Here is a 24,600-nt window from a genome sequence, read left to right as displayed (position 1 = left end):
GGAGTGCGGGTTGGGGATTGTGGCTTTGAAGGTGGCGTTGCGGGTTTCGTCGGGTTAGCCTGCGTTCGAAACTTCGACGAGGGCGTCGAGGCGGGCGCGGGCGGCGCCGCTGTCGAGGCTTTCCCGGGCGGCCTCGAAGCAGGCCTCCAGCGAGGCAAAGCGGCCGCTGGCGAGCAGGGCGTAGGCCGCATTCAGGAGGACCACGTCGCGATGGGAGCCGGGGCGGCCGTCGAGCACGGCGCGGATGAGGGCGGCGTTCTCACCGGCGTCGCCGCCGGCGAGGGCCTCGAGCGGCACGCGTGCGAGGCCGTGCGCCTCGGGCGTGACGGTCCACGTGGCGATGTCGTCCGGTCCGGTGGCCCGGGCGGCGTCGTAGGCGAAGACCGTCGTGGGGGCCGAGAGCGAGAGCTCGTCGAGGCCGTCGGCGGCGTGGACGGTCAGGGCGTAGTCGGCGCCCAGGTGGGCCAGGATGGCCGCCATCTGCCGGGCCACCGCCTCGCTGAAGGCCCCGACGAGGTAGCGTCGCACCCCGGCGGGGTTGCACAGCGGCCCCAGGATGTTGAAGAAGGTGCGCACGCCGAGGGCCCGCCGCACGGGCATCACGTGGCGCACGGCCGGGTGAAACAGCGGGGCGAACAGGAACGCGATCCCGGCCTCGCGCAGGCAACGCTCCACCCCTTCCTTGCCCAGTTCGGTGCGGACCCCGAGGGCGGCCAGCACGTCGGCCGAGCCGCACTTCGACGAGACCGAGCGGTTGCCGTGCTTGGCGACGGTCACGCCGGCGCCGGCACAGACGAACGCCGCCGCCGTGGAGATGTTGAACGTCCCGCGGCCGTCGCCCCCGGTGCCCACGACGTCGATGGCGTGCGGGTCGTCCAGCACGACCGGGACGGCGTAGGCGCGCATCACCCGGGTGAAGCCGGCGAGCTCGTCGAGCGTCTCGCCCCGGGCCCGCAGGCCCAGCAGCAAGCCGGCCATCTCCTCCGGAGCCGCCTCGCCCCGCATCATCAGGTGCATGGCCGCCTCGGCCTCCTCCCGGCTGAGGGTGCCCTGTTCGGCGATCGTCCTGAGAAACGTCTTCATCCTTCGTGTGCGGCGGTTCTGTGTGCGGCGTGCTCGGCCACGCGCTGCAGCCAGTTGGCGACGAGGCGGGGACCCTCGACGGTGATCACGCTCTCCGGGTGAAACTGGATACCCTCGATGGGCAGGCTGCGGTGGCGCAGGCCCATGATGACCCCGTCGGCCGTCTCGGCCGAGACCTCCAGCACCTCCGGGAGCGTGGCCCGGTCGACCACGAGCGAGTGGTAGCGGGTGGCGGTGAAGGGCTGCGACAGGCCGGCGAAGATGGTGCGGCCGTCGTGGCGGATGGTGCTCGTCTTGCCGTGCATGAGCGCCGGCGCATGGACGACCCGCCCGCCGAAGACCTCGCCGATGGCCTGGTGGCCCAGGCACACCCCCAGGATCGGCGTCTCGGCGCCCAGCTCGCGGATGAGGGCCTCCGTGATGCCGGCGTCGGCGGGACGACCCGGACCCGGCGAGATCAGGATGCCGTCCGGCTGCATGGCCCGCACGTCCTCGACGGTCAGGGCGTCGTTCCGCACGACCCGGACCTCGTCCTCCTCGCGCGCCACCAGGTGCACCAGGTTGTAGGTGAACGAGTCGTAGTTGTCGATGACGAGGATCATGGGGGGGGGTTGTGTTTGGGTGTTTGGGTGTTTGGGTGTTTGGGTGGGTGTGGGTGGGTGGTGGGTGGGGGGATTTATGGGTGGTGCTTCGTGTTGACGTGAGTGGCCATCACCTTGGCGTTTGACGTCCTTTTCTCATCGTCATCCACGCACCCCATCACCAGGCCACCCTCACCATCCCGTTCGGTCGTACGTCGTGATCAGGCCCACGCGTTCGCGCACCTTTTCCATGATGGATTCGGCCTTTTCGCGCCCCTTGCGACCGCCTTCGCGGAGGATGTCCATCACGTCGTCCGGGTGCTTTTCGAGCTCGCGGCGGCGCTCGCGGGCTTCGGCGAAGTGGTCCATGATCAGCCGGTAGAGCTCCTGTTTGGCATGGCCGTAGCCGTAGCCGCCGGCGCGGTAGGCGGCGGCGATGCGCTCGCGCGTCTCGTCGTCGGCGAAGAGGCGGATCAGGGCGAACACGTTACAGCGCTCCGGGTCTTTCGGCGCTTCGAGGGGCGTCGAGTCGGTGACGATGCTCATCACCTTTTTCTTGAGCGCCTTGCCCTCGTCGAAGATGCCGATGGTATTGCCATAGCTCTTGGACATCTTCCGCCCGTCGAGGCCCGGGACGACGGCGACGTCGTCGAGGATGTAGGGCTCGGGGAGGGGGAAGAGCGGGTCGTCCTCGGGGCAGAAGGTCTGGTTGAAGCGGCCAGCGAGGTCGCGCGTGATCTCGATGTGCTGCTTCTGGTCGGCGCCCACGGGGACGAGCGTGCCGCCGTAGATCAGGATGTCGGCGGCCTGGAGGACCGGGTAGTTGAACAGGCCGGCGTTGGCCGGCAGGCCCTGCGCCACCTTGTCCTTGTAGGAGACGCCCTTTTCGAGCTGGGAGACGGGCGTCAGGTTGTAGAAGATCCAGGCCAGCTCGGTCACCTGCGGCACGTCGCTCTGGAGGAACAGGCTGGCCCGGGTCGGATCGAAGCCGAGGGCCAGGTAGTCGAGCGCCACGTCGAGGGAGTACCGGCGCAGGGCGTCGGCGTCGCGGAGCGAGGTCAGCGCGTGGTAGTTGACGATGAAGTAGTAGGCCTCGTACTGCGTGTGCAGGGCGATGTGCTGGCGCAGCGCCCCGAAATAGTTGCCCAGGTGGAGCGTCCCCGAGGGCTGGATGCCGGAGACGACCACGTGCCGGGTCGGTGCGGCCGTCTTTTCGGCGGGAACGGGTTGGGTCGTCGTTTCCGTCATGGGTTTGCCGGTCAGGTCGCGGAGGGGGCCGGGCGGCGGCGGGCGGCCGTGTGGCGTCGGAGCAGTTCGAGACGGCTGCGGCTGTTCGCCCGGAGCACGTCCAGGATGGCCCGCGTGCGCATCTGGTGCTCGACTTCCTTCTCGGCTTCCAGCGCCTCGAAGAAGCCCTCTTCGGCCTCGAGCAAGTTGAAGAGGATGGCCTCGTCGGTGCGCCCCAGGTCGAAGTCGCTCGTCTCGAGGTCGGTGCCGTTGTAGGCGACGCCGCCGCAGCTGAAGACGGTCTCGCTCAGCTTGCCGATGTCGGCCCGGAGGATCTTCATCGGGGCCGCAAAGGAGGCTGCGACTTCGCGGTCCGCCAGGTACTGCTCGGCGTAGAGGTAGGCGTGCATGACCTCGTAGAGGCGGCGGATGAGGGGGTTGAGCCGCTCGACGGTTTCCTGGCGCGAGAGGGTTCGTCCGGCCCATCCCTTCTTGAGCAACGCTTCTTTCAGTCCCATCGTGGTTCTCGGTTGGCCTGAGGAAAATCGGCGAAAAGGTAAGGATTGTCCCTACGGGCAGGACAGGTTTGTTTCGGAAAGATTCATGTAATTGCTTCGGGGCGGGGGTCAGAGCAGTTCTTCGGCGGCGACACGCATGGCCTGGTGGAGGGCGCGGGCCTTGTTGACCGTTTCCTCGAACTCGCGGGCGGGGTCGCTGTCGGCCACGATGCCGGCGCCGGCCTGCACGTAGACCGTCCCGGCCCGGATGAGCATGGTGCGGATGGTGATGCAGGTGTCCAGGTTGCCGGAGAAGTCGACGTAGCCGGCGGCGCCGGCATAGATACCCCGCCGGGTGGGTTCGAGTTCGTCGATGATCTCCATGGCGCGGACCTTCGGGGCGCCGCTGACGGTGCCGGCGGGGAAGCAGGCGGCCAGCACCTCCATCGCGGCGGGGGTGCGCCGCGCGCCATGTCGCTCGGCGAGCAGGCCGGAGACGGACGAGACGATGTGCATCACGTGCGAGTACCGCTCGACGAACGCGTAACGGTCCACCCGCACCGAGCCGAGGCGGCAGACGCGCCCCAGGTCGTTGCGCCCGAGGTCGACGAGCATCAGGTGTTCGGCGCGTTCCTTCGGGTCGGCCAGCAGTTCTGCCTCCAGCCGCCGGTCCTCTTCCTCCGAGGCGCCGCGGGGGCGTGTCCCGGCGATGGGCAGGACCTCGGCGCGCCCGTCTTCCACCCGCACGAGCACCTCCGGCGACGAGCCGGCCAGGGCAAAGTCGCCCAGGTCCAGGTAAAAGAGGTACGGCGAGGGGTTGACCTGGCGCAGGGCCCGGTACAGGTTGAACGGATCACCGGAGAACGGGGTGGCGAAGCGCTGCGAGAGGACGACCTGGAAGATGTCACCCTCGTAGATGTAGTGCCGGGCCTTCTCGATGGCGGCCTCGAAGTCGTCCCGGCCGACGTTCGAGGTCATGGCGGCCAGGTCCAGGTGGACGGGCTCCGGGACCGGTAGCGGGGTGCGGAGGAGGTCGTCCTCCAGCCGGTCGAGGCGCGTGGTGGCCTCGTGGTAGGCCCGGCGCAGGTCCGTGTCCGGGTCGACGAAGACGCTCGCCATGAGCACGAGCTGGTGCTTGACGTGGTCGAAGGCAGCCAGGGTGTCGTAGAAGCACCAGACGGCGTCGGGCAGGCCCAGGTCGTCGGGCGGGGGGTGTTCCAGCCGCTCGATCAGCCGCACGGTGTCGTAGCCCATGTAGCCCACGGCCCCGCACGAGAACCGGGGCAGGCCCGGCACCTTGACCTCCTCGTACCGGTCGAGCATTTCCTGGAGGACCGCGAAGATGCTTCCACGCCGTGCCTCCGTTCGGCGGGCCTCCTCGATCGAGACTTCCATGCCGCGGGCGCGGACGATGCGGAACGGGTCTTTGCCCAGGAACGAGTACCGCGCCAGTTTCTCCCCGCCTTCCACGCTCTCGAGCAGGAAGCCGAAACGGCCGGCCCGGCGCAGGGCCAGGAACGCCGCGACCGGGGTCAGCAGGTCGGCGCTCCGGCGCCGGGAGACGGGCAGCACGAACCGTCGTGTGCCCCGGGCACGCTGGCGTTCCACCAGGCTGAGGAAGTCGTCGAACGTGAGCAGGTCGGGCATCGGGCGTCTCGGAGGTGTACGCGTCCGAAAAACGTGGATAAAACAAAAAACCCACTGCGGAGGGGCAGTGGGTCAGCGTCGAAGCCGGGCGCGGCTGCACTACGGTACATACCTCCCCGTGCGACCCACTGCCTGAGCAGGGGACCACCACCACAGACGGGCGTCCGGGGACGTATGGACCGGCGTGCGTTGCATGGCACCCAAGATAATGCGTCGTTCCGCACGACGCAAGCCCACGGTGGTGGGCACCCCCATCCCCCCTTCGGGGCACGTCCCCCTGTGCGGCCTGCGGCCAGGGGGAAGGGTCTGGCGTCACCTATGCGGCGCACAAAATCCTCCCCATGCGAAGGGGAGGTGTCGCGAAGCGACGGAGGGGTAGCGGACTGGGCGGTGGCGGCGTCGCCAGCGGTCAGAGCCTCATCCGGCCTTCTCGTCGGGTCGTGGTTTCTGTGGAGATGTGGGCAGGGGGCCGAACTGCGGGGTGTCGCCCTTCGAGATGCCCAGGGTGGGGTAGGCCAGCTCGATGCCCCCGTGCCGTTTGAACTCCTCCAGCATCGAGATCGTCAGGGCGTGCTCGGTGCCCCGGCGCTTGCGGGCCTCGCACAGGTAGCGCAGTGTCAGCCGGATCCCGTTCTCGACGATCCGCACGTAGACGAACGGCGAGAGGATGCCGTAGTGGATCAGGTATTCGCCCGACATCTGGCGGATCTCACGGGACGCCTGCTGCTCGACGATCTCGGCCGAGATGTTCGCCAGGCGCAGCAGGATGTCGTGCGCGGCCTGCCAGTCGCTCCGAAACGTGACCGTGACGGAGAGCTCGTTCCAGATGAAGCGGAAGCCGCGTGTGTAATTGTACAGGGCGTGTTCGAAGATCCAGCTGTTGGGGATGTGGACGATGCGGCCGGTGCTCTGGTCGGCATCCACCCAGCCGCCGATCTCCATGAGCGTCGTGCGCAGGACCCGGACGTCGATCACGTCGCCGCGGACGCCGTTGATCTCGATGCGGTCGCCGATCTTGAAGGGGGTTAGGAAGGTGATGCGGAACCAGCCGGCGAAGCTGAGCAGGGCCTCGCGCAGGGCGATGGCCAGCCCGGCGCCGATGACGGTCAGCACGGTGAGCAGGCCCCGCACGTCGGGGGAGAGCAGGAGGATCACCAGCACGATGGCCGTGATGCCGGCGGTGCGGCGTATCGTTTTCGTGGTGCTGTAGAGCCGCGCCGGGTCGGTCACGTACCGCCGGGCCAGCCGCTGGGCCAGCCGGGTGAGCACGTAGAGCGCCGCCAGGGTGACCACGATCAGCAGCACCCGGGCGACAACCTCGTTCTCCAGTTCGATGGGGAAGTTCATGGGGATGTCGGGAGGCTCTCCTGCTCATGGCGAAGGTACGCCCGGTGGTATTCGGTGATCAACTGTCCCTGCCGGATGAAGCCGGTGATCCGCCCCTGTTCGTCCAGGACGGGGAGCTCCGGGTAGCCCGTCCGGTTGAACACTTCCAGCACCGTCGTCAGGCTGTCGTCGAGGTGGACGGCCGCGAAGGGCACCTGCACGTCGGCCGCCACGACAAAGCGCCGCATCATGTCTTCGGACTGCAGGAGCGACTGGAGGTCGTCGAGCAGCACGAGGCCCCGGTAGGGCCCTTCGCGTTCGGGATGCGCCGAACGTACGGGCAGGACCACCTCGCGCGTCCGGGTGAAGACGCTCAGGATCTCGTCGAGCGTGGTGGCCGGGTCGAGCACGTGGTAATGAACCGGATAGGTGATGACGTTCCGGACCTTGAGGTCGTCCAGCAGGTTCGGCGTGAGGTCGGCCCGGTGGGCGGGCGAGTCGTTGTACGTGTCGACCTGTTGTGTGTAGAGGCTCCAGCGCCGCACGAGCAGGTGGACGATCACCCCGGCGAAGATCAGGGGAACGAGCAGGCGGTAGCTCCCGGTCAGCTCGGAGATCATGATGGTCGTCGAAATCGGGACGTTGGCCACGCCGGTGAAGAACGTCGCCATGCCGATCATGACGTAGGCCTCCGGTTGCCGGACCAGACCCGGCAGCAGGGTGTGCAGCCCCTCGCCGAAGAGGCCGCCGAGCATCCCCCCGATGACGAGCGACGGGGCGAAGACGCCCCCCGAGCCGCCGGAACCGATCGTGAACGACGTGGCGAAGATCTTCGCCAGGGCCAGCAGGGCCATCACCGCGAGCGGCAGGTTGCCGTACATGGCCTGCTGGAGCCAGCCGTAGCTCGAGCCCAGGACGGCCGGGAACCAGAAGGCGATGGTCCCCACCAGGAGCCCGCCGACGGCCGGCTTGAGGTGCGGCGGCAGCTTCATCCGGTCGAAGACGACCCGCTTCGTGCCGTAGAAGATGTCCACGTACAGGATGCCGACGGCCGCGCAGAGCAGGGCGAACACGATCAGTGGCACCAGCTCGAGCGGGTTGACGAAGGTGAAACTCGGAACGGTGAAGACGGTGGCGGAGCTCTCGACGGTGGAGAAGATCGAGTAGCCGGTGATGGCGGCCACCACCGACGGCATCAGGCCCTCGGTTTCAAGGTCCTGCCGGTAGAGGACCTCGACGGCGAAGAAGGCCCCACCCAGGGGGGAACGGAAGATGCTGCCGACGCCGGCGGCGATGCCGGCGATGAGCAGGATGCGGCGCTCGCGTTCGCTCAGGCCGAGCCGCCGGGCCAGCAGGCTTCCGAGCGCCGCGCCGATCTGGGCGATGGGGCCCTCACGCCCGGCGCTGCCGCCCGTCCCGATGGTCACCGCCGAAGCCAGCGCTTTCACCACAGGCACCCGCCAGCCGATGAGTCCCTTGCCCCGGTGGAAAGCCCGGATGACGGCGTCGGTGCCGTGACCCTCGGCCTCCGGGGCAAACGTGAAAACCAGCCAGCCGGAGACGAGCCCGCCCAGCGTGGGAATCAGAAAGAGCAGCCACCGCCGGGCCGGATGCAGGGCCGCCTGCAGGTCGAAGGCTTCGCCCGGCGGCCCCTCACCGCCCGGCATCGGCATCCGGTAGCCTGCCAGGTCGAGCAGGAAGACGTCACTCGCCGTCTGGACCAGCGTGGCGAAGATCAACGCTCCCAGCGCCCCCAGCACCCCGACCAGGGCCGAATAGAACATCCAGCGCCCCGTAAGCTGCCAGTTGAAATGTTGCTCGAAGAGCCGGCGGGTGTGCGGGTAGAGTCCCCGGGCGAAGTCGAACGAACGCTCGAACCGGTGTCGACGTGCCATCTTCGATCTGGAAGCGGATATGCAGGCTAAGGTAGGCATCTACCGGAAAAAACGCGCCGCCTGTGGCGAGATCACGCGAAATTCCAGAAAGGCCCGTGGTTGCGGTCCGTGACCGGGGCGGCGTGCCGCGTCGCTTCGCGGGCGCGCGGCCGGGGTGCCTTTCGTCATGTTCCCCGTTTTCTCTATCTTGGTTGCCTGAGGTTCCTCCGCATGCTGATGACCTGAGGTTCGATGAACACCCCTGCTTTGCGTTTCGCTCCCTACCGTCCCCTGACCGACCGGCTGCTCTACGGGCTGGCCCTCTTCGGCCTGCTGGTCGTCGTGCACCTCTGGCTCCAGACCGAGCGCGGCTTCGACCGGGGGTGCCTGGGCTTCTCCGCGCCCGACCCCACGTTCGACTGCGAGGCGGTGGTGCAGAGCGACGCCGGCAAGGTCTTCGGCGTCTCGAACGTGGTCTGGGGGTTGCTCTTCTACGTGCTCGTGGCCTGGATGAGTGCGGCGGTGGTCTTCGTCGGCGACGGGTGGCGTGCAAAGATCAAACAGGCGCGGGCGGTGCTTCTTTTCTTCGGCTTTGCGTACTCCGCCTACCTGCTCTACGTGCAGTCCGTGCAGATCGGCGAGTTCTGCCTGCTGTGCCTGATGTCCGCCCTGACGGTGGCGGCGATGTTCGCCGTGCAGGTGGGGGAGATGGTGCGGCTTCCGGCGGGACTACGGGGCATGGTGACGCGCCATCGCCCCGGTGAACCGCGCCTGTATGCCGCCCTGGGGATCGTGCTGCTCCTCGTGGCCGTGGCCGACGTGGTCTACTTCAAGAGCCTGCCCGCACCGGGCACCCCGGCGGTCGCGGCGGCGGAGACCCCGCCGGCCACCGCCGCGGCGAACACCGCCCGTCCCGGGGCGGAATGCCGGTACAGCGAGGAGATCCCACCCGTGGCGGACTACGACCGCTTCTTCAGCATCGGGGATCCCTACCAGGGCAACCTGGAGGCCCCCGTCACGGTGATCGAGTTCTTCGACCCGAACTGCCCGCACTGCAAGGCCCTGCACCCGGTGATGAAGCAGGTCGTGGAGGCCAACCGCGAACGGGCCCGCTTCTACCTGATTCCCTTCGTCGTCTTTCCCCAGTCCATGTTGCAGACCGAGGCGCTGTACGTTGCGGCGCAGGAAGGGAAATACTTCGAGATGATCGATGCCCAGTTCGCGCACCAGCAGCAGGGGGGGCTGGACATGAACCGGCTTCGCACGCTGGCAGCCGGGCTGGGGATGGATCCGGATCGGTTTCAGGCCCGGGTGGAACGGGGGATGCACCTCGACCAGATCCGGCGTATCCGCGAAGAACTGGCCGCGATCGGGCTGCGCGGCGTGCCGGCGGTCATGATCAACGGGCGCGTGGTGGATCCCGCAGCGCGCAGCACGACCTGCCTGAACCACCTCATCGCCTCGGCCGCCGGGACCCCGTGAGGAGCCCGGCGGTTTGAAGCGGGGGGCCCGCCGCTCCGGCATGCGACATCCGGTCCGGACCGGGAGGCAGGAGGCGCGTGGTCCGTGGCTCGGAGGGCCCTGGCGCACGACGGCCACGCCGGGGCGCCGTCCGGCTTTTCCAATTTTTTACCCGTTCGGCCCGTTTTCCGGGCCGGCGATGTCGTAACTTTGCACACCCCTAACCCGCGTGATCATATCATAATATGAATTTCCTCCGGCCCATGACACAGGCTTCCTCTGCGGTGGATCGTGCCTTGGCAACCGAACTGGCGCAACGCAGCATCAACACCATCCGTTTTCTGGCCGTCGATGCGGTGCAGCAGGCCAACAGCGGCCATCCCGGCATGCCGATGGGGATGGCGGCCCCGGCCTATGTACTCTGGCACCATTTCCTGAAACACAACCCGAAGGACCCCGCCTGGCCGGACCGGGACCGGTTCGTCCTGTCGGCGGGGCACGGCTCGATGCTGCTCTACGCCCTGTTGCACCTGACGGGCTATGACCTTCCGATGGAGGAGCTCAAGCGTTTCCGCCAGTGGGGGTCGAGGACGCCCGGACATCCGGAGAACTTCCTCACGCCGGGGGTGGAGACGACCACGGGGCCGCTCGGGCAGGGGTTTGCCAACGGGGTCGGCATGGCGATCGCCGAGCGCTTTCTGGCCGCCCGCTTCAACCGCCCGGACTTTCCCGTCGTCGATCACTATACCTACGGCATCGTCTCGGACGGGGATCTGATGGAAGGCATCTCGCACGAGGCGGCCTCCCTGGCAGGCCACCTGGGCCTGGGCAAGCTCATCTACCTCTACGACGACAACGAGATTTCCATCGACGGAAGCACCGACCTGGCGTTCACGGAAGACGTGGGGCGGCGTTTCGAAGCCTATGGCTGGCAGGTGCTCGACGTCCCCGACGGCAACGACCTGGAGGCGGTGGCCCGGGCACTGGAGACCGCCCGGTCCGACGCGAGCCGCCCCTCGCTCATCATCACGCACACGCACATCGGCTACGGCAGCCCGAACAAGCAGGACACGGCCGAGGCGCACGGGGCACCCCTGGGCGAGGAGGAGGTGCGCCTGACGAAGCGTGCGCTCGGCTGGCCGGAGGAACCGGCGTTCTTCGTGCCCGGCGAGGTCTATGAACACCTGGGAGAAGCCGTCGAACGGGGACGGGCGGCGCAGGAGGCCTGGCAGGCCCTGCTGGAGCGGTACGCCGGGGCCTACCCGGACGAGGCCGCCGCCTTCCGGGCCTGGCTCGATGGGCGCCTGCCCGAGGACTGGGACGCGGACCTGCCCGTGTTCGAGCCGGGCACCTCGGTGGCCACCCGCAAGGCCAGCGGGGCGGTCCTGGCGGCCCTGGGCGCGAAGCTGCCCAACCTCATCGGGGGCTCGGCCGACCTGACGCCCTCGAACAACACGTTCATCAAAGGACGCACGGACTTCCAGAAAGACCAGCCGTCGGGCAGCTACCTGCGCTTCGGGGTGCGGGAACACGCCATGGCGGCCATCTGCAACGGGATCGCCCTGCATGGCGGCCTCCGCCCGTACTGCGGCACCTTCCTCGTCTTCAGCGACTACATGCGCCCGGCCCTGCGCCTGAGTGCGCTCATGCACCTGCCGGTCGTCTACGTCTTCACGCACGATTCCATCGGCCTCGGCGAGGACGGCCCGACGCACCAGCCCGTCGAGCACGCCATGTCGCTGCGGCTCATCCCCAACCTCACGTTCATCCGCCCCGCCGACGCGGCCGAGACCGCCGAGGCCTGGCGTGTGGCCCTGCTCCGCCGCGATGGACCGACGGCGCTGGCGCTGACCCGCCAGGGGGTGCCGGTGCTCGACCGGACGACGCTCGCACCGGCCGAGGGGCTCCGGCGCGGCGCCTACATCCTCTCGGACGACGACGAGCCGGAGCTGATCCTGATGGCGACCGGCAGCGAGGTGGCGCTCATCGTCGCCGCGTCGGAGCGGCTTCGCCGGCTGGGCCATCGCGTCCGCGTCGTCAGCATGCCCTCCTGGGAACTGTTCGAGCGGGAGCCGGAAGACTATCGCCGGGCCATCCTGCCGCCGGAGGTGACGGCACGGGTGGCGGTGGAGGCCGGCCGCACCCTGGGCTGGGAGCGCTACGTCGGCCCCCGGGGGCACGTCATCGGGCTGGACCGCTTCGGGGCCTCGGCACCGGGCAAAGTGGTGTTCGAAAAGCTCGGCTTCACCGTGGACCGGGTCGTCGAGGCGGCCCGCGCGCTGCTCTGATCCGTCGGGGGGCGTGTTTTGCAGGGCAGGGGGCGTATGACGTGATGGGTACGCCCCGATACCTTGGGCGTGTATGGCTGCTCGAAAGCGTACCGGCAGGAAGGCGGCGGCGCTGGAACGCACCGCCCGGGGCCGGGCTGTCCGGCAGCTCGACCGGATCGAGGTGGGAGGTGCCTTTGCCGGGCTCGTGGGCGACGACGCGGCCGGTGAGGCCGATCCGCGTGCCGACCGCCTCGTGACGGAGTATGTGGCCGGCGTCACCCGCTGGCGGCGCCGGCTGGACTTCCTGATCGCGCACTTCTACCGGGGCCCCTACCAGAAGATGGAGCCCACGCTCCGCCAGATCCTTCGCCTTGCCCTCTACGACCTGCTCTTCCTCGGCACCCCGGCGCATGCCGCCGTGCATGAGGCCGTGGAACTGGCCAAGGCGTTCGTGCGGCCCGGTGCCGGAGGCCTGGTCAACGGCCTCCTGCGCGCCGTGCTCCGGCACCGGAACGCGCTCCCCGTGCCGCAGACGGGCGACCCGGTCGAAGATCTGGCCATCCGGGCCTCGCACCCGACCTGGATGGTGCGGCGCTGGGTGGAACGCTTCGGCACGGCGGAGACGGAGCGGCTCCTGGCGTGGAACAATGCCCGCCCCGTCTTCGGCCTGCGACTTTCATCCCGGGCCGACCGGGCGGCCGTCGTCGCCCTGCTCGACGCGCACGGGGTCGCATGGACGCCGTCGCCCTACCTCGACGACTTCCTCCGGCTCGGGCAGCTCCAGCCGGTCCGCGCAGCCGGGCTGCTGGACAACGGCCGCTGCGCCGTGCAGGACGAGAGTGCCGGCCTCGTCGTGCGCCTGCTGGACCCGCAGCCCGGAGAAACCGTGCTGGACGTGTGTGCCGCCCCCGGCGGCAAGGCGCGCTACGCCGCCGACCGCATGCGCGGGCAGGGGCGGCTCCTCGCCTTCGACGTGAACGCCGGGCGCCTGCGCCTCCTGGCCGAAGCCGCCCGGGGCGAAGGGCTGGCCCTGATCGAAACCGAAGCGGTGGATCTGCGCCACCTCGCCAACCGGCCCGATGCCCCCCGGGGCGACCGGGTGCTGCTCGACGCGCCCTGCTCCGGCCTCGGCGTCCTCGCCCGGCGCGCCGACCTGCGCTGGCGCCGCCTCCCCGAAGCCCTCGACGAGCTGATCCGCCTGCAGGACGAACTGCTCGACGCCGCCGCCCGCCTCGTCCGCCCGGGAGGCCTGCTCGTCTACGCCACGTGCACCATCGAACCGGAAGAGAACGAGGCCCGCATCGCGGCCTTCCTGAAACGACATCCGGACTTCACCCTCGAACCGGCCCATCCCTTCGTGCCCGGTGCCCTGGTCACCTCGGAAGGGTTCTTCGCCTCGCTGCCCCACCGGCATGAGATCGACGGGGCATTCGGGGCACGGCTGCGGCGGGCGGGGTGAGGATGCCCGGTGATGTGCCTTGCCTTAAACATGTGTAATGGATACATTTGACGGCATGGCGATCGAGCCGGCACGACAATGGGCAGAGGGACTCTCCCGGAGGGCAGATGCGATGAGACGATGGGTTCTGGCGGCACTTCCTATCTTTTTTGCGAGCTCCCTGGCCCTGGGACAATCCCGCGAGCAGGGGGAGGTCTGGGCCGAAATCAACTTCGCGGCGGGTGTGCCGCAGGGGGCCTTCGACGAACGGCTCGAACGGGATGCGTACGGCCTGCTCGGGTTTCTCGGCGGGCGGGTGCCGGGCTCGCCCCTCGTCCTCGGCTCCGAGGTCGGGTTCCTCCACTACGGCACCGGCTCCCGCCTCAGCCTGCATCGCTCGCCCCTCGACGACGGTCTGACCGGCGACTTCGCCCTTCCCCTGGAAGCCCTGAACGTGGCGGTGACCAACAACGTGCTGATGGGGCACCTCGTACTGCGGCTGCAGCCGTCGCGCGGGGTGTTCCTGCCCTACGTCGACGTGGTAGGAGGGCTGCGGTATTTCGTGACCCACATCGACGTGGAGAGCGACGTCGTCATCTTCCGCCGGGGCCTCGACCAGGACGCGCGGGTCACCGACCTGGCCCTCAGCTACGGGGCCGGCGGGGGCTTCGAGCTGGTGGTGCACACGTGGGAGGATGCCTGGGAGGGCACGGCAAGGGCCTCCGTACATGCCGGCCTCCGGTATCTCTTCGGAACAGAAGCGGAGTACGCCGCCAGTGCCGCCTTCGAGGAGATCGACGGCCGGATCCTCCTGGACCTGGCCCGGTCCCGGACCGACATGCTCGTGCCGGTCTTCGGCTTCCGCGTGCGCCGCTAGATTGCGGATTCCGGGGTGGGAAATTCGGGGGCCGTGGCGACCGGGTTGGGCGCATGGCCCGGCGGGGAGCCTTCGGGGGACATGTGTTCTGATCGGGTTGCGGATCTGTGTTTCGGCGTCGTGCGGGGTGTTCATACGCCCGTCGTTCAGGGCACCTCGTCGTACAGCTTCTGGAAGAGGTAGAATTTGAGGTAGTGGGTCTCCGGCATGGTGTCGAGGACGGGGTGGTCCGGGGGCTGGGTGCCGCGATAGAGCAGACGCAGCCGGGCACCCGCCTTGCGGGCACTGTACTGGATGATCTTCACGAAGTCCCCCTCGCCGATGGCCTGGGAGCAGGATGCCGTGGCCAGGAGGCCACCGGGCGGGAGGAGTTGCAGCGCGCTGATGTTGATCCGCTGGTAGGCGCGCGTGGCCTCTTCGACGTGGCGGCGGCTTTTGGCGAAGGCGGGGGGATCGAGGATGACGAAGTCGTAGGAGGCGCCTTCTTCCACCAGCCGGCCGAGGCGGTCGAGGGCGTCGGCCTGTTCCGTGGTGAGGCGGTCGGCCAGGCCATTGCGCGTGGCGTTGGCGACGGCGCGGTCGAGGGCGGCCTGGGAGACGTCGAGCAGGTGGACCGACGCGGCGCCGGCGGCCGCACATTGCAGCCCGAAGCCTCCGTCGGCGCTGAAGACGTCGAGCACGCGCCGGTCCCGGGCGAAGGGGCGGACGGCGGCCCGGTGCAGCCGCTGGTCGATGAAGAAGCCGGTCTTCGGCCCGTCGAGCACGTCCACGGCGTAGCGCACGCCGTGCTCCTCGATCTCCACGGGACCCTCGTACCGCCCGCGCAGGACGCCCTTCGTTTCGGCCAGCCCGTCCTTGGCCCGGAGCGGGACGTCGTTCCGCTCGACGATGGCAGTAGGGTGGAGGAGGTCTTCGAGGGCGTCGAGAAGGAGGTCGCGGCGCTGTTCCATGCCGAGCGAGAGGGTGCTCCACACCAGCACGTCGCCGTACCGGTCGATGACGGTGCCGGGCAGGCCGTCGCTCTCGCCGAAGGCGAGCCGGTAGTGCGTGGCACCGGGGAAGGCCGCCTCCCGCAGGGCGAGCGCGCGGCGGAGCCGTTCCCGGAAGAAGGCGGCGTCGATCGTGGCGGTGGCGTCCGAGGTGAGGAAGCGCACGGCGATGAGGGACGTGGCGTGGTAGAGGCCGAGGCCGAGCACCTGCCCGTCGGCCGAGGCGATCTCCACGACGTCGCCGCCGGCCGGGTCGCCGTGGATCCGGTGGATCTGGTTGGCAAACACCCAGGGATAGCCCCGCTGCAGGGCCTTTTCCTTGTGACGGCGCAGGATGACGCGCTTCATGGGACGCAGGGTTGTGGTTCGGAGGAAAGCGGTCCGGCGAAGTTATATGACCGGCGGCGGAATCCCTGCCTCCCGGGAAGGCGTTCGGGCGAGTTCATGGAAACGTCACGCGGCACGGGCGTGCTTTTTTGCCCGGGGCGGCAGGAACACGTCTTTGCCGGAGGCCGTTGGGTCTCGTCGAGCCCGGCCGTGTAGCATGGGGGGCGGCCTTTCCCGGGGTAGGCGCCGGATCCCGTTCATGAACCCCTTTTTGCCCTTGACCCGAAACGATACGGACCGATACGTTAACCACACCGGAACGCGTTCGTGCCTGTTTCGGCGCGCGAACGGGTTTTTCCATCACAGGGCAAGCGCATGAACGCATTTTCGACGCGGCACCGGGTGCGGCGGAGCCGCTTCGCGGCGGCCGGGCTGCTGGTGTTGCTGTGGCTGGTGCCGGAGGCTCCGGCCCAGAAGATTGCCAAGTACGGGGCCGACTTTCTGGCGGGCGGGGTCGGGGCCCGGGCGCTCGGTATGGGCGGGGCCTACGTGGCGGTAGCCGGCGACGTCACGGCCGGCTACTGGAACCCGGCGGGGCTGAGTCGCCTCGCCGCGCCCGAGCTCGCCTACATGCACGCCGAACGCTTCGCCGGGGTCGTCTCCTTCGATTACGGCAGCATCGCCTTTCCCGTCAACGACCGGTCCTACGTCGGCCTCTCGTTCTTTCGCAGCGGGGTCAACGACATCAAGAACACGCTCGATGCCTGGGATCCGGAGCGTGATCAGCCCCGGCCCAACCCGGACCAGTACTTCACGAGCTTTTCGGCGGCCGACCTGGCCTTCTTTCTCAGCTACGCCCGTGCCCTGGGGGAACGGTTCTCGTTCGGGGTGACCGGCAAGGTCATCCGCCGCAACATCGGGGATTTTGCCAGTGCCTGGGGCTACAGCTTCGACGCCGGCCTGCAATACCGGGGAGAACGCTTCGTCTTCGGCGTCAACGTGCAGGATCTCTCGACGATGCTGCAGAGCTGGAGCGTGAACCGGGATGCGCTGCGCAACATCGAGGAGGTGTTCGGCGATGCAATCCCGGAGGGGGGAACGGAACTCGTACTGCCGGTGGCACGCCTGGGCACGGGCGTCATCGTCCCCGTCGGTCTGGAGAGTAGCTTTACGCTGGGCCTCGACGTGGACCTGGCCTTCGACGGGCAGCAGGCCTTCGTCCTGAACGCCGGTGACGTGTCCTTCCACCCGCGCCTGGGAACGGAATTCCTCTACAAGGGCGTGCTCGCCTTCCGGGCCGGCGTCAACCGCGTTTTCTTCGACGAAGGGGTCAGCCTGACGCCCTCGGTCGGGACCGGCCTGCACATCCGGCAGCTCAGCATCGACTACGGCTTCGGGGACTTCGCCGGCCTCAGTTCGGACCTCGGCTTTTCCCATCGCATCTCGCTCCAGCTTCGCCTCGAACGCCCGGAATCGTCTTCGGAGTAGCCGGCCCGAGGCGGGGCATGCCCCGGGGGCGACGGGGCGGCGAAACCTGATGCCCGGCATCCCGCGTTAAAGCGGGCGCGTGACACGTCCCAACCACCTGCCCACCCAGCCCCGGCCGCCATGACCGACCTGCCCGTCCTCGACCCCGCCGTCGGATACGTCGAGGAGGAGATCGACCCGTTCCTGGACCTGTTCGAGGAGATCGAGCGGCTCAAGCGCGAGAAGAACGCCGTGCTCCTGGCCCATTACTACCAGGAGCCGGACATCCAGGACATCGCCGACTACATCGGGGATTCGCTGGGCCTCTCGCGCAAGGCCGCCGAGACGGACGCCGACATCATCGTCTTCGCCGGCGTGCATTTCATGGCCGAGACGGCCAAGATCCTCAACCCCGGCAAGAAGGTGCTGCTGCCCGACCTCAACGCGGGCTGCTCGCTGGCCGACGCCTGCCCGGCGGACGCCTTTGCCGCCTTCAAGGCCCGGTATCCCGGCCACGTCGTCGTCTCTTATATCAACTGCTCGGCGGCCACCAAGGCCCTGAGCGACATCATCTGCACCTCGTCCAACGCCGAACACATCATCCGGCAGATTCCCGAAGACCAGCCGATCCTTTTCGCGCCGGATCGCAACCTGGGGCGCTTCCTGATGAAACGGACGGGCCGCGACATGGTCCTCTGGGACGGCGTCTGCATCGTGCACGAGACCTTCAGCGAGCAGAAGCTCGTTCGCCTCAAGATGCGGTATCCCGGCGCACCGGTGCTTGCGCATCCCGAATGTGAGGAGGCCGTCCTCCGCCATGCCGACTTCGTCGGGTCCACGAGCCAGATCCGCCGCTTTGCCCGCGAGGACGCGCACGACACGTTCATCGTGGCGACGGAGGAGGGCATCCTGCATCAGATGCGGAAGGATAGCCCGGAGAAGACGTTCATCCCGGCGCCGCCCGAGAGCGGGTGCAACTGCAACCAGTGCCCGCACATGCGCCTGAACACCCTCGAAAAGCTGTACCTCTGCCTGAAGCACGAGCAGCCGGAGATCACGATGGACGAGAAGCTGCGCCGGCGCGCCCTCCGGCCCATCGAGCGGATGCTCGAGATGAGTGCGGCCGTCGCCTGACGACGCCCGGTTTGTTTCATAGTATGTAACAGGCACTGTATTTCAGTTCACTCGGGGCGGATTGGCGGTCTGTCGTACAGGCAGACGGTAGTTGCTCCGTCGGGGTCTCTGCGCTACCTTAGCAAATTGTGCTGTTTGTTCTGGTTGCCATGGAGAGCAGTGTGCAAAACCATGGCGCTCAGGAGCCGTCCGTTGTGGAAATGGGTGCCACTGTGTGTTGCCGTTGAACCGGTGCATTGGGCAGCCGTTTCGGCATTGAATCCGGCAATCCCCAAAGGCAGCATTTCGATGACCGTCAACGACCTTCGCCTTCTCTTTGACTACAGCTACTGGGCTAATGAAAGGCTCTTCCGCGTGATCTTGCAGTTGACTCCGGAAGAGTTCACGCGTTCGGTAGCCGGGAGCTACGGATCCGTCAGAAATACACTCGTTCACGTTTTGAGCACAGAGTGGGGCTGGTTGGATCGGTGTGGTGGTCCCGAACGTGGTCCGCGCCTTGAGGTTGACGACTACCCGACGGTTGCATCACTTATAGAAGCATGGAGGCGGATCGAGGCTTACATGCGTGGATTCTTGGACGGGTTGAAAGACCAGGATTTGGCACGTAACGTCGAATACAGGGGAGCCGGGGGCGAGAAACGTTTTATGCCGCTGGGTGAGCTGCTACATCACGCAGCCAACCATGCCGTTCATCACCGAGGGCAGGTCGTGTTGTTGCTGAGAGAACTTGGCCACGCTCCGGGTAACATGGATCTGCTGTTCTACTACGCAGACAGGCGTGGCATCGTGGCCTGGTGAACAGGATCACCTCATCCGTGTCCTGCATGGCAGGTTGCCCACAAGGGCCGGGTGCTTTCGTTAGGGAACTGCCGGGCGGTGGTCAGCGCCCGATGACGCCGCCCCCGCCGATGATTCCGCCGCCCCCGCCGCCCCGGATGAGGTCGATGTCGATGAAGCCGTTGCCGCTGAGCGGCACCTGCAGCAGCGGCGTGTTGGCGGCGTTGGAGGTGATCACGGCGTTCGCCGAGACGGGGCCGAGCTGGGCTGGCTGGAAGACGACCACGACGGGCGGGGACGTGCCGCCGGGCGGGATCTCGAACGGAGCGTCCGGTGCCTGTACCGCAAACTGCGTGTTCGTGGTTCGGATGCTGCTGACCGTGAGGACCGCGTTGCCGGTGTTCGCCAGGGTGAACGTGGCCTCGGCCGAGCTGCCGAGGGCCACGTTGCCGAAGCCGAGGGCGGCGGGTTCGACGTCGATAGCCGGGTTGCCGGCGGCGACGGCCGGGGTGAGCCAGAACCACATCTCGAAGTCGCCGCCGCGGCGGCCGTCGCCTCCGGGGAAGCGCAGGCCCGGTTCTTCGGCCATGCCGGAGGTTTCCCCGTCGAGGTAGCGGGTCGGGTCGTTGGCGGCCCAGATGAAGTGTCCTTTCAGCACGAAGCGGGCCAGGATTTCCAGGTCGGGCGTTGCCAGGCGCTTGCGCAGCCGGTCGAGTTCGGCGGCCACCCAGTCGAGTGCGGAGGGAGCGGGTTGCCACACGATGGTGTTGGCCTCGACGAAGGCCTCGGCGGGGGGGAGGACCAGCGGCGTGTAGCCGGCCAGCAGCGGCCCGCCGGCGGCCCGTTCGATCACCAGCGGCATCTCCAGCGTGACGTAGCACGTGGCGCGGGCCCGCTGCCGGGAGAAGTCGCCGGAGGAGAAAGAGACGGTGAACGGGTCGATGTCGGCGTCGCAGAGCACCCGTAACCCGTTCCGGAAGTCGTTGAGGGCGAGGTGCCCGTCGTTGGGCAGCGGCCCGTCCTGCATGAGTTCGACCGCCCGGATGGTGATGCCGGGTTCGGGGGGCGCGCCCGTCAGGAGGCAGAGCCGGTCCAGGGCTTCCTGCACCGTCGTGGTGCCGGAGAGGGGTTCGCAGTCTTCGGCGGGTGTGTAGCCGACCCGGGCGGCGAGGCTCAGGTTGGCGTTGTACCGGATCGGGTGGTGGCGCGGGTCGCCGGCGGCGTCGAGCCAGGTGGCCTCTACGCGCTGGTGGGGGGTGCCCGTGTCGGGATCGAGCGTCCAGGTGCAGGCGGCCAGGCCGTCCGGCCCGGTCTCGACGACCAGGTCGGTGCCCGTAGCGCCTCCTCCGGAGAGGGAACCGCCGGTTCCGTCGAGGATACGGAAGCGGACGCGGGCACCCTCGACGGGATGTTGCCCGAGGCACACGGCGGCTTCCAGCGGGTAGGCGAGCGTTTCGCCGGGCAGGGCCTCCTGGCCGTCTCCCCCGGCGTAGGCGAAGGCGGCGACCTCGGTCAGCGGGGGGAAGAAGGTGCGGCAGTCTGCGAGGACGGACCAGCTCGTGCCGTCGAAGGCGAGGAGGGCGAGGCGGCCGTAGTGGTGGTAGATGCCGTGCGGTGTCACACAGGCCGGGTCGCCGAGGTCGTCCGCCGGCCACTCGATGCTTGCCGTGGCCGTCCGTGCCGGGAACGCCCAGTAGTCGCCCACCCGGTAGGTGCCGGGCAGCAGGGCCACCTGGATGCCGTCTTCGAGGTCGATGTAGGTGGCCGGGCCGGCCGGGGTGTAGGGGATCTCGCCGCCGGGCATGTCCCACCGCCGCGCCTTCGGGTTGGTGCCGAAGCCGGCCCGGTCGATGACGGCACTGCCCGGGTCGATGGTGACGACGTGGCCGTTGATGCCCAGGACCTGGACGAGCACGCCGGCCTCGCCCCGCCGCTCGCGGTCGTCGTCGGTCAGCTCGATCCAGTCGAGGGGGGAGAGGCCGAGGACCTCGTCGCGTCCCGTGCTTGCCAGGGTGAGCTCATCCCCGTTCTGTTCGAGCCAGGCGAAGACGACCGAGCCGTTCTCCCGTGACCATTTCAGCCCCAGCTCGGTGCCGGGCCCGACGCGGTGGACTTCCACCCGGTAGGTCTGGTTTTCCAGGCCGCGGAACCCGCCCTGCTCCGGCACGATGCACGGGTCGGTAGGGGCGTCGGCGGGGACGGCGCGGGCGCAGAGCCGCCCGGTGCTCGGGGCCGTCAGCGTGTCCCAGGCGGCGGGTTCGCTCAGGCAGTGGAGGTCGTCGCCGGGGTCGCCGGCGCGGAGCAGCTTCACCTGGCGGAGGACCTGGGTACGGGTGGTCGTGTCCGGCCCGCCCAGGGCCACCTCGCGCAGGTGGCCGTCTTCGAGGGCCGAGACGTGCCGCTCCCACACGTCGAGGTAGGCCAGGTAGAGGCCGGCGTCTTCGGGGAGGGCATAGCCGGGCAGGTCCGGCTGGGCCGTGACGGGCACCGGCGCCTCGTTCTCGCACAGGATGCCGTCGACGTAGTAGCGCCCCGCGCCGATCTGCAGGACCCCGTCGCCGTCGACGGAGAGGCCGAAGCCGGCGTCGTGCAGGGGTGCCCCGTGCGGTCCGATGACGTCGGCGTGCGCGGTGCGGCTCAGGTGGTCGGCGATGTCCTGGTGCTCGTTCCAGTCGGCGTCGAGCCAGACGCGGCCCTGCTGCATCCGGACGCTGCTGTAGTGCCGGGCGGGGTCGAACGTCGAGCGGGTGAAGTCCCCCTTCATGGTTTTTTCCTCAGGTGATAAAGAAGATGCCGGATTCCAGTCCAAAACGCAGGTATTCGTCGAGGGCGGTGCGCAGGTTGGCCTCGCGGAGGGCTTCCTTGAGCTGGTTGAGGGCACCCATTTCGGCTCCGTCCTCGGCGCCGGTGCGGATCTCGGCGGCGGTGCGGCGGCGGAGCTGCGCATAGCCCGGCTGTCCGTACTGTGTGGCGGTGAAGGTCGGGGTCAGGCGCACGCGGGTGCGCCGGCGTTCGGTCTCGGCGACGAGGCCCTCCAGGGCCAGGTCGGGCTGGCACCGGAAGCGGCGGGGGGTGCGCGAGCCCTCGGCAAACGAGCAGAACCGGGCGCATCCGGTCTGTCGTCGCACGACCGTCGCGGGGTGGGTGAAGATGGATTCGGAGGCCAGGCCGAGCGCGCGCACGTAGACCGTGCCGAAGACGGTCGAGCGGATGAAGCGGCTCTCCGGTCCCGGTGTGGTGCCGGCATCGTCGGCCGCGAGGGCGGGCCGGTTTTCGTCGAGGGCCAGCTCGAACAGGGTGGTGCGGTCGTCCGGGGTGGTGCCGAGCAGGACCGTCGTCGCTTCGGTGCCGGGCAGGACGAGCAGGGCGTCGTCGAGGTTGGCGACGAGGGCATCGGCGAAGGCCGGGTCGGCGTCGGCGTTGCGGAGGGCCGTGTGCAGCCGGTCCCGTGCCTCGGCGACCGAGGTAGGCGGCGGGTCCAGGGTGAGGACGAACGGCCCGCGGTCGTTCATCGCCACGCGGAGGGCCGGCAGGGGGGCGGAGAGAGCGGGGAACGTTGCGAGGCCGGCGGAGTGCAGCGCCTCGACCATGCGGGCGTCGCCGGTGAGGCGGAGTTCGTCGGCCGTCGGGTCGTCGCCGGCGGTGGTCACGACGACGGGTAGGGGACGACCGGGGACGAGGATGAGCCGGTTGAGGGCCGTCACGACGCGGGCTCCGGCGAAAGCGGGGTCGGGGTCCGCTGCCTGCAGGGCGGCCTGGAGCCGGTCGCGGGCCTCGGCGAGCGTGGAGGGTACGCCGGCCAGGGTGAGCGTGTGTGTGATCGTGCCGAGTTGCACCTGCACCGTGGGGGTGGCCGAGGTCAGGGCCGGGAAAGGGCTCAGGTTGCCCGAGACGAGGGCCGGCGTCCGGGTCGCCGCCCCCCCGGCCAGAGGCGACTGGACGATGCTGTCGGTGACGGTCAGGCCGGCGGTCGCTTCGGGCATGCGGATCGGGCCGAGGATCGAGGCGGTGATGGTCACGTCGAGCCGTTCGTTGCCGGGGGCGACGGTGAGCGCGGGCCGGTCGGGGCGGCGCGGCTCGCCCGAGGGGAGCAGCCCGCGTCCCGGTACCAGGGTGCAGTGCAGCAGGGTGAGGCGTTCGAGGCTGCCCGCCTCGACGTGCAGCCCGCCCTCGATGAGGAGGCCGTTGAGCGTCAGCGTGGTGCCCTCGTCGGTGCCGCCGCCGACGGTCAGGTCGGCCAGGTCCCGCCCGCTGCCGTCCCGGAGGCGGAGGTGGGGGCGTCGCCCGTCCGCCGCCTGCACGACGAGGCTCCGGCCCGGCGTGAAGGAGATCGTGAGCGTCTCGGCGTACGTCGCACTGTCGAGGATGGTGAGCACACCTTCGGTTGCGTTGCTCGCGGCCCAGGCTGCCAGGGCGCCGGCCAGCGTGGTGAAGCCGGCGGCGGGGTCGTGCTGTGCCACCGTGGCGGTCCAGGCGTCCGTCCCGGCAGGGGAGGCCAGGGTGGCCTCGCGGCCGTAGGGGCCCCCGCCGAGGTCGGCGGCGAAGCCGTAGGCATAGCTGACGCGCAGCCGCGCGGGAAGCGGCACCCCCTGGAGCACCGCCAGCCGCCCGCGCTCCGGATCGACGCTGACCTTCGCGCCGAAGCCGGTGGTGTCCGCCGGGGGGATCCAGCCCGGCACGTCCCAGCCCGAGAGGTCGCAGATCAGGATCTGTTCGGGGGGAAGGGCCGCTTCCAGGTCGTCGAAGAAAACTTGCAGGACGGGCTGGGGGCCGAAGTAGGCGGGGGCGGTGGTGCCGCCGGTGAGCAGGGCCTGCCGGTAGGCGTCGAGGTCGTCGTAGAGGGTGCGGCGGCGCAGCCGGTCCGGCACGTTGACCGGCTCGGCCAGGTGGGTGATCTCCGTTTCGGTCTGGGGGCGGTTGAAGAGGGGCAGGTCGTTGCCGAGCGGGCTGAACGTGTAGCGGCCGTCCGGCGGGTCGGCGACGGGACGAGGGGCGGCGGCGGTCAGGTAGTAGCTCTGGAGCCGCCACAGGAAGAGACCGACGTTCGGGATGTTGTACCGCCCGCGTTCCACGGCCAGGCGGCGGGCCTCGGCCGTGTGGGTGATGGTCTCGAACGGCCCGTCGACCAGGGCCAGCGTGGCAGATGACCGGAGGTCCAGAGACACGGGGCGGTGGAGGCGAACGTGGTTGAGGTGCTGGGTCGTAGCCAGGCGCTCGAAGAACTCGACGGCGCGGGCGGGCCAGCCCGTCACGTCGCGGGCCAGCTGTTCGAGCACGGGGGCGGTGCCCTTGCGCCGGCGGTACCGGAGCGTGTTGGCCACGAAGGCTCGCAGGCTGAAGAGGCCTGCGCTCTCGATGGGGTGAAGGTGACGCACGCCGAGCAGGTCGCCCAGGTAGGGGACGACCCATTCGGCACACGTCTCGATGAACCAGTCCTCGTAGAGCCCGTCGATGTCGTCGCGGAGGCGGTCGGCCTCTTCCTGGATCAGGCGCAGGAGGGCACGCAGGGGCTCGCCATGGCCGGTGTCGGCCGCGTGTTCGGCGTCCCGCACCCGGTAGACGGCGGGTAGAAGCTGGTAGAGCCGGTCTTCGTTGGGTCCGTTCACGGGGGGGGCCGGTTGTCAT

The 24,600-nt window shown here is 69.0% G+C and carries 17 protein-coding genes; 7 read left to right on the top strand and 10 right to left on the bottom strand.

The genetic code is table 11. The features are described from left to right. Positions 1–54: 54 nt before the first annotated feature. The 7 genes from trpD to GQ464_RS02090 form a co-directional block, all read right to left on the bottom strand. Entirely contained in the window at positions 55–1,083 is a 1,029-nt protein-coding gene (gene trpD / locus GQ464_RS02120) for an anthranilate phosphoribosyltransferase (protein ID WP_166978828.1), read from the bottom strand. After that, a complete protein-coding gene (locus tag GQ464_RS02115; protein WP_166978830.1) occupies positions 1,080–1,685 on the bottom strand; it encodes an anthranilate synthase component II in 606 nt (201 codons plus the stop codon). The genes trpD and GQ464_RS02115 overlap by 4 nt, the downstream gene beginning before the upstream one ends. Before the next feature lie 171 nt (positions 1,686–1,856). Beyond that, positions 1,857–2,912 (bottom strand): tryptophan--tRNA ligase, encoded by a 1,056-nt coding sequence (gene trpS, locus GQ464_RS02110; protein WP_166978832.1) that lies wholly within the window; start codon positions 2,910–2,912, stop codon positions 1,857–1,859. An 11-nt stretch (positions 2,913–2,923) separates the two neighbouring features. Then, entirely contained in the window at positions 2,924–3,409 is a 486-nt protein-coding gene (locus GQ464_RS02105) for a hypothetical protein (RefSeq protein ID WP_166978834.1), read from the bottom strand. 108 nt (positions 3,410–3,517) lie between these two features. Continuing rightward, a complete protein-coding gene (gene trpE, locus GQ464_RS02100) occupies positions 3,518–5,035 on the bottom strand; it encodes an anthranilate synthase component I (RefSeq protein ID WP_166978836.1) in 1,518 nt (505 codons plus the stop codon). Between the two features lie 417 nt (positions 5,036–5,452). Further along, entirely contained in the window at positions 5,453–6,382 is a 930-nt protein-coding gene (locus GQ464_RS02095; protein ID WP_166978838.1) for a mechanosensitive ion channel family protein, read from the bottom strand. Next, positions 6,379–8,256: a chloride channel protein gene (locus tag GQ464_RS02090; protein ID WP_166978840.1), complete on the bottom strand. Its 1,878-nt coding sequence runs from the start codon at positions 8,254–8,256 to the stop codon at positions 6,379–6,381. The genes GQ464_RS02095 and GQ464_RS02090 overlap by 4 nt, the downstream gene beginning before the upstream one ends. A gap of 231 nt (positions 8,257–8,487) precedes the next feature. On the opposite strand from GQ464_RS02090, the gene GQ464_RS02085 reads away from it, so the two are divergent. From GQ464_RS02085 to GQ464_RS02070, 4 genes are all read left to right on the top strand, one after another. Next, entirely contained in the window at positions 8,488–9,717 is a 1,230-nt protein-coding gene (locus GQ464_RS02085) for a vitamin K epoxide reductase family protein (protein WP_166978842.1), read from the top strand. Positions 9,718–9,959: 242 nt separating this feature from the next. After that, on the top strand, positions 9,960–11,984 hold the full coding sequence (gene tkt / locus GQ464_RS02080; protein WP_166978844.1) for a transketolase: 2,025 nt from the start codon (positions 9,960–9,962) through the stop codon (positions 11,982–11,984). Positions 11,985–12,057: 73 nt separating this feature from the next. Beyond that, a complete protein-coding gene (rsmB, locus tag GQ464_RS02075; protein ID WP_166978846.1) occupies positions 12,058–13,425 on the top strand; it encodes a 16S rRNA (cytosine(967)-C(5))-methyltransferase RsmB in 1,368 nt (455 codons plus the stop codon). 112 nt (positions 13,426–13,537) lie between these two features. Continuing rightward, positions 13,538–14,281, top strand: a complete 744-nt coding sequence (locus tag GQ464_RS02070; RefSeq protein WP_166978848.1) for a hypothetical protein — start codon at positions 13,538–13,540, stop codon at positions 14,279–14,281. 146 nt (positions 14,282–14,427) lie between these two features. Here the strand turns inward: GQ464_RS02070 and GQ464_RS02065 are convergent, their stop codons facing one another. Continuing rightward, entirely contained in the window at positions 14,428–15,618 is a 1,191-nt protein-coding gene (locus GQ464_RS02065; RefSeq protein WP_166978850.1) for a class I SAM-dependent rRNA methyltransferase, read from the bottom strand. Positions 15,619–15,972: 354 nt separating this feature from the next. Between GQ464_RS02065 and GQ464_RS02060 the strand changes: the two genes are divergently transcribed. From GQ464_RS02060 to GQ464_RS02050, 3 genes are all read left to right on the top strand, one after another. Next, positions 15,973–17,085, top strand: coding sequence for a PorV/PorQ family protein (locus tag GQ464_RS02060; RefSeq protein WP_166978852.1), 1,113 nt, complete (start codon positions 15,973–15,975; stop codon positions 17,083–17,085). 120 nt (positions 17,086–17,205) lie between these two features. After that, on the top strand, positions 17,206–18,198 hold the full coding sequence (gene nadA / locus GQ464_RS02055; protein WP_166978854.1) for a quinolinate synthase NadA: 993 nt from the start codon (positions 17,206–17,208) through the stop codon (positions 18,196–18,198). 171 nt (positions 18,199–18,369) lie between these two features. Beyond that, positions 18,370–18,996, top strand: a complete 627-nt coding sequence (locus GQ464_RS02050; protein ID WP_166978856.1) for a DinB family protein — start codon at positions 18,370–18,372, stop codon at positions 18,994–18,996. A gap of 82 nt (positions 18,997–19,078) precedes the next feature. On the opposite strand, the gene GQ464_RS02045 is transcribed toward GQ464_RS02050, so the two are convergent. Both GQ464_RS02045 and GQ464_RS02040 read right to left on the bottom strand, forming a co-directional pair. Continuing rightward, positions 19,079–21,739 carry a DUF6519 domain-containing protein gene (locus GQ464_RS02045; RefSeq protein ID WP_166978858.1) on the bottom strand — a complete coding sequence of 887 codons (2,661 nt, stop codon included), beginning with the start codon at positions 21,737–21,739 and terminating at the stop codon, positions 19,079–19,081. Positions 21,740–21,749: 10 nt separating this feature from the next. Next, entirely contained in the window at positions 21,750–24,581 is a 2,832-nt protein-coding gene (locus tag GQ464_RS02040) for a hypothetical protein (protein WP_166978860.1), read from the bottom strand. Between the last annotated feature and the right edge of the window lie 19 nt (positions 24,582–24,600).

It is taken from the genome of Rhodocaloribacter litoris, from assembly GCF_011682235.2.
Classification (GTDB): domain Bacteria; phylum Bacteroidota; class Rhodothermia; order Rhodothermales; family ISCAR-4553; genus Rhodocaloribacter; species Rhodocaloribacter litoris.
Note: the sequence above shows the minus strand (reverse complement) of the source record. Positions and strands in the feature narration are given on the sequence as shown.

Bases quoted from the DNA above. Each gene is read 5' to 3' on its own strand.
- trpD (WP_166978828.1), bottom strand. From the start codon at position 1,083: ATGAAGACGTTTCTCAGGACGATCGCCGAACAGGGCACCCTCAGCCGG.
- GQ464_RS02115 (WP_166978830.1), bottom strand. From the start codon at position 1,685: ATGATCCTCGTCATCGACAACTACGACTCGTTCACCTACAACCTGGTG.
- trpS (WP_166978832.1), bottom strand. From the start codon at position 2,912: ATGACGGAAACGACGACCCAACCCGTTCCCGCCGAAAAGACGGCCGCA.
- GQ464_RS02105 (WP_166978834.1), bottom strand. From the start codon at position 3,409: ATGGGACTGAAAGAAGCGTTGCTCAAGAAGGGATGGGCCGGACGAACC.
- trpE (WP_166978836.1), bottom strand. From the start codon at position 5,035: ATGCCCGACCTGCTCACGTTCGACGACTTCCTCAGCCTGGTGGAACGC.
- GQ464_RS02095 (WP_166978838.1), bottom strand. From the start codon at position 6,382: ATGAACTTCCCCATCGAACTGGAGAACGAGGTTGTCGCCCGGGTGCTG.
- GQ464_RS02090 (WP_166978840.1), bottom strand. From the start codon at position 8,256: ATGGCACGTCGACACCGGTTCGAGCGTTCGTTCGACTTCGCCCGGGGA.
- GQ464_RS02085 (WP_166978842.1), top strand. From the start codon at position 8,488: ATGAACACCCCTGCTTTGCGTTTCGCTCCCTACCGTCCCCTGACCGAC.
- tkt (WP_166978844.1), top strand. From the start codon at position 9,960: ATGACACAGGCTTCCTCTGCGGTGGATCGTGCCTTGGCAACCGAACTG.
- rsmB (WP_166978846.1), top strand. From the start codon at position 12,058: ATGGCTGCTCGAAAGCGTACCGGCAGGAAGGCGGCGGCGCTGGAACGC.
- GQ464_RS02070 (WP_166978848.1), top strand. From the start codon at position 13,538: ATGAGACGATGGGTTCTGGCGGCACTTCCTATCTTTTTTGCGAGCTCC.
- GQ464_RS02065 (WP_166978850.1), bottom strand. From the start codon at position 15,618: ATGAAGCGCGTCATCCTGCGCCGTCACAAGGAAAAGGCCCTGCAGCGG.
- GQ464_RS02060 (WP_166978852.1), top strand. From the start codon at position 15,973: ATGAACGCATTTTCGACGCGGCACCGGGTGCGGCGGAGCCGCTTCGCG.
- nadA (WP_166978854.1), top strand. From the start codon at position 17,206: ATGACCGACCTGCCCGTCCTCGACCCCGCCGTCGGATACGTCGAGGAG.
- GQ464_RS02050 (WP_166978856.1), top strand. From the start codon at position 18,370: ATGGCGCTCAGGAGCCGTCCGTTGTGGAAATGGGTGCCACTGTGTGTT.
- GQ464_RS02045 (WP_166978858.1), bottom strand. From the start codon at position 21,739: ATGAAGGGGGACTTCACCCGCTCGACGTTCGACCCCGCCCGGCACTAC.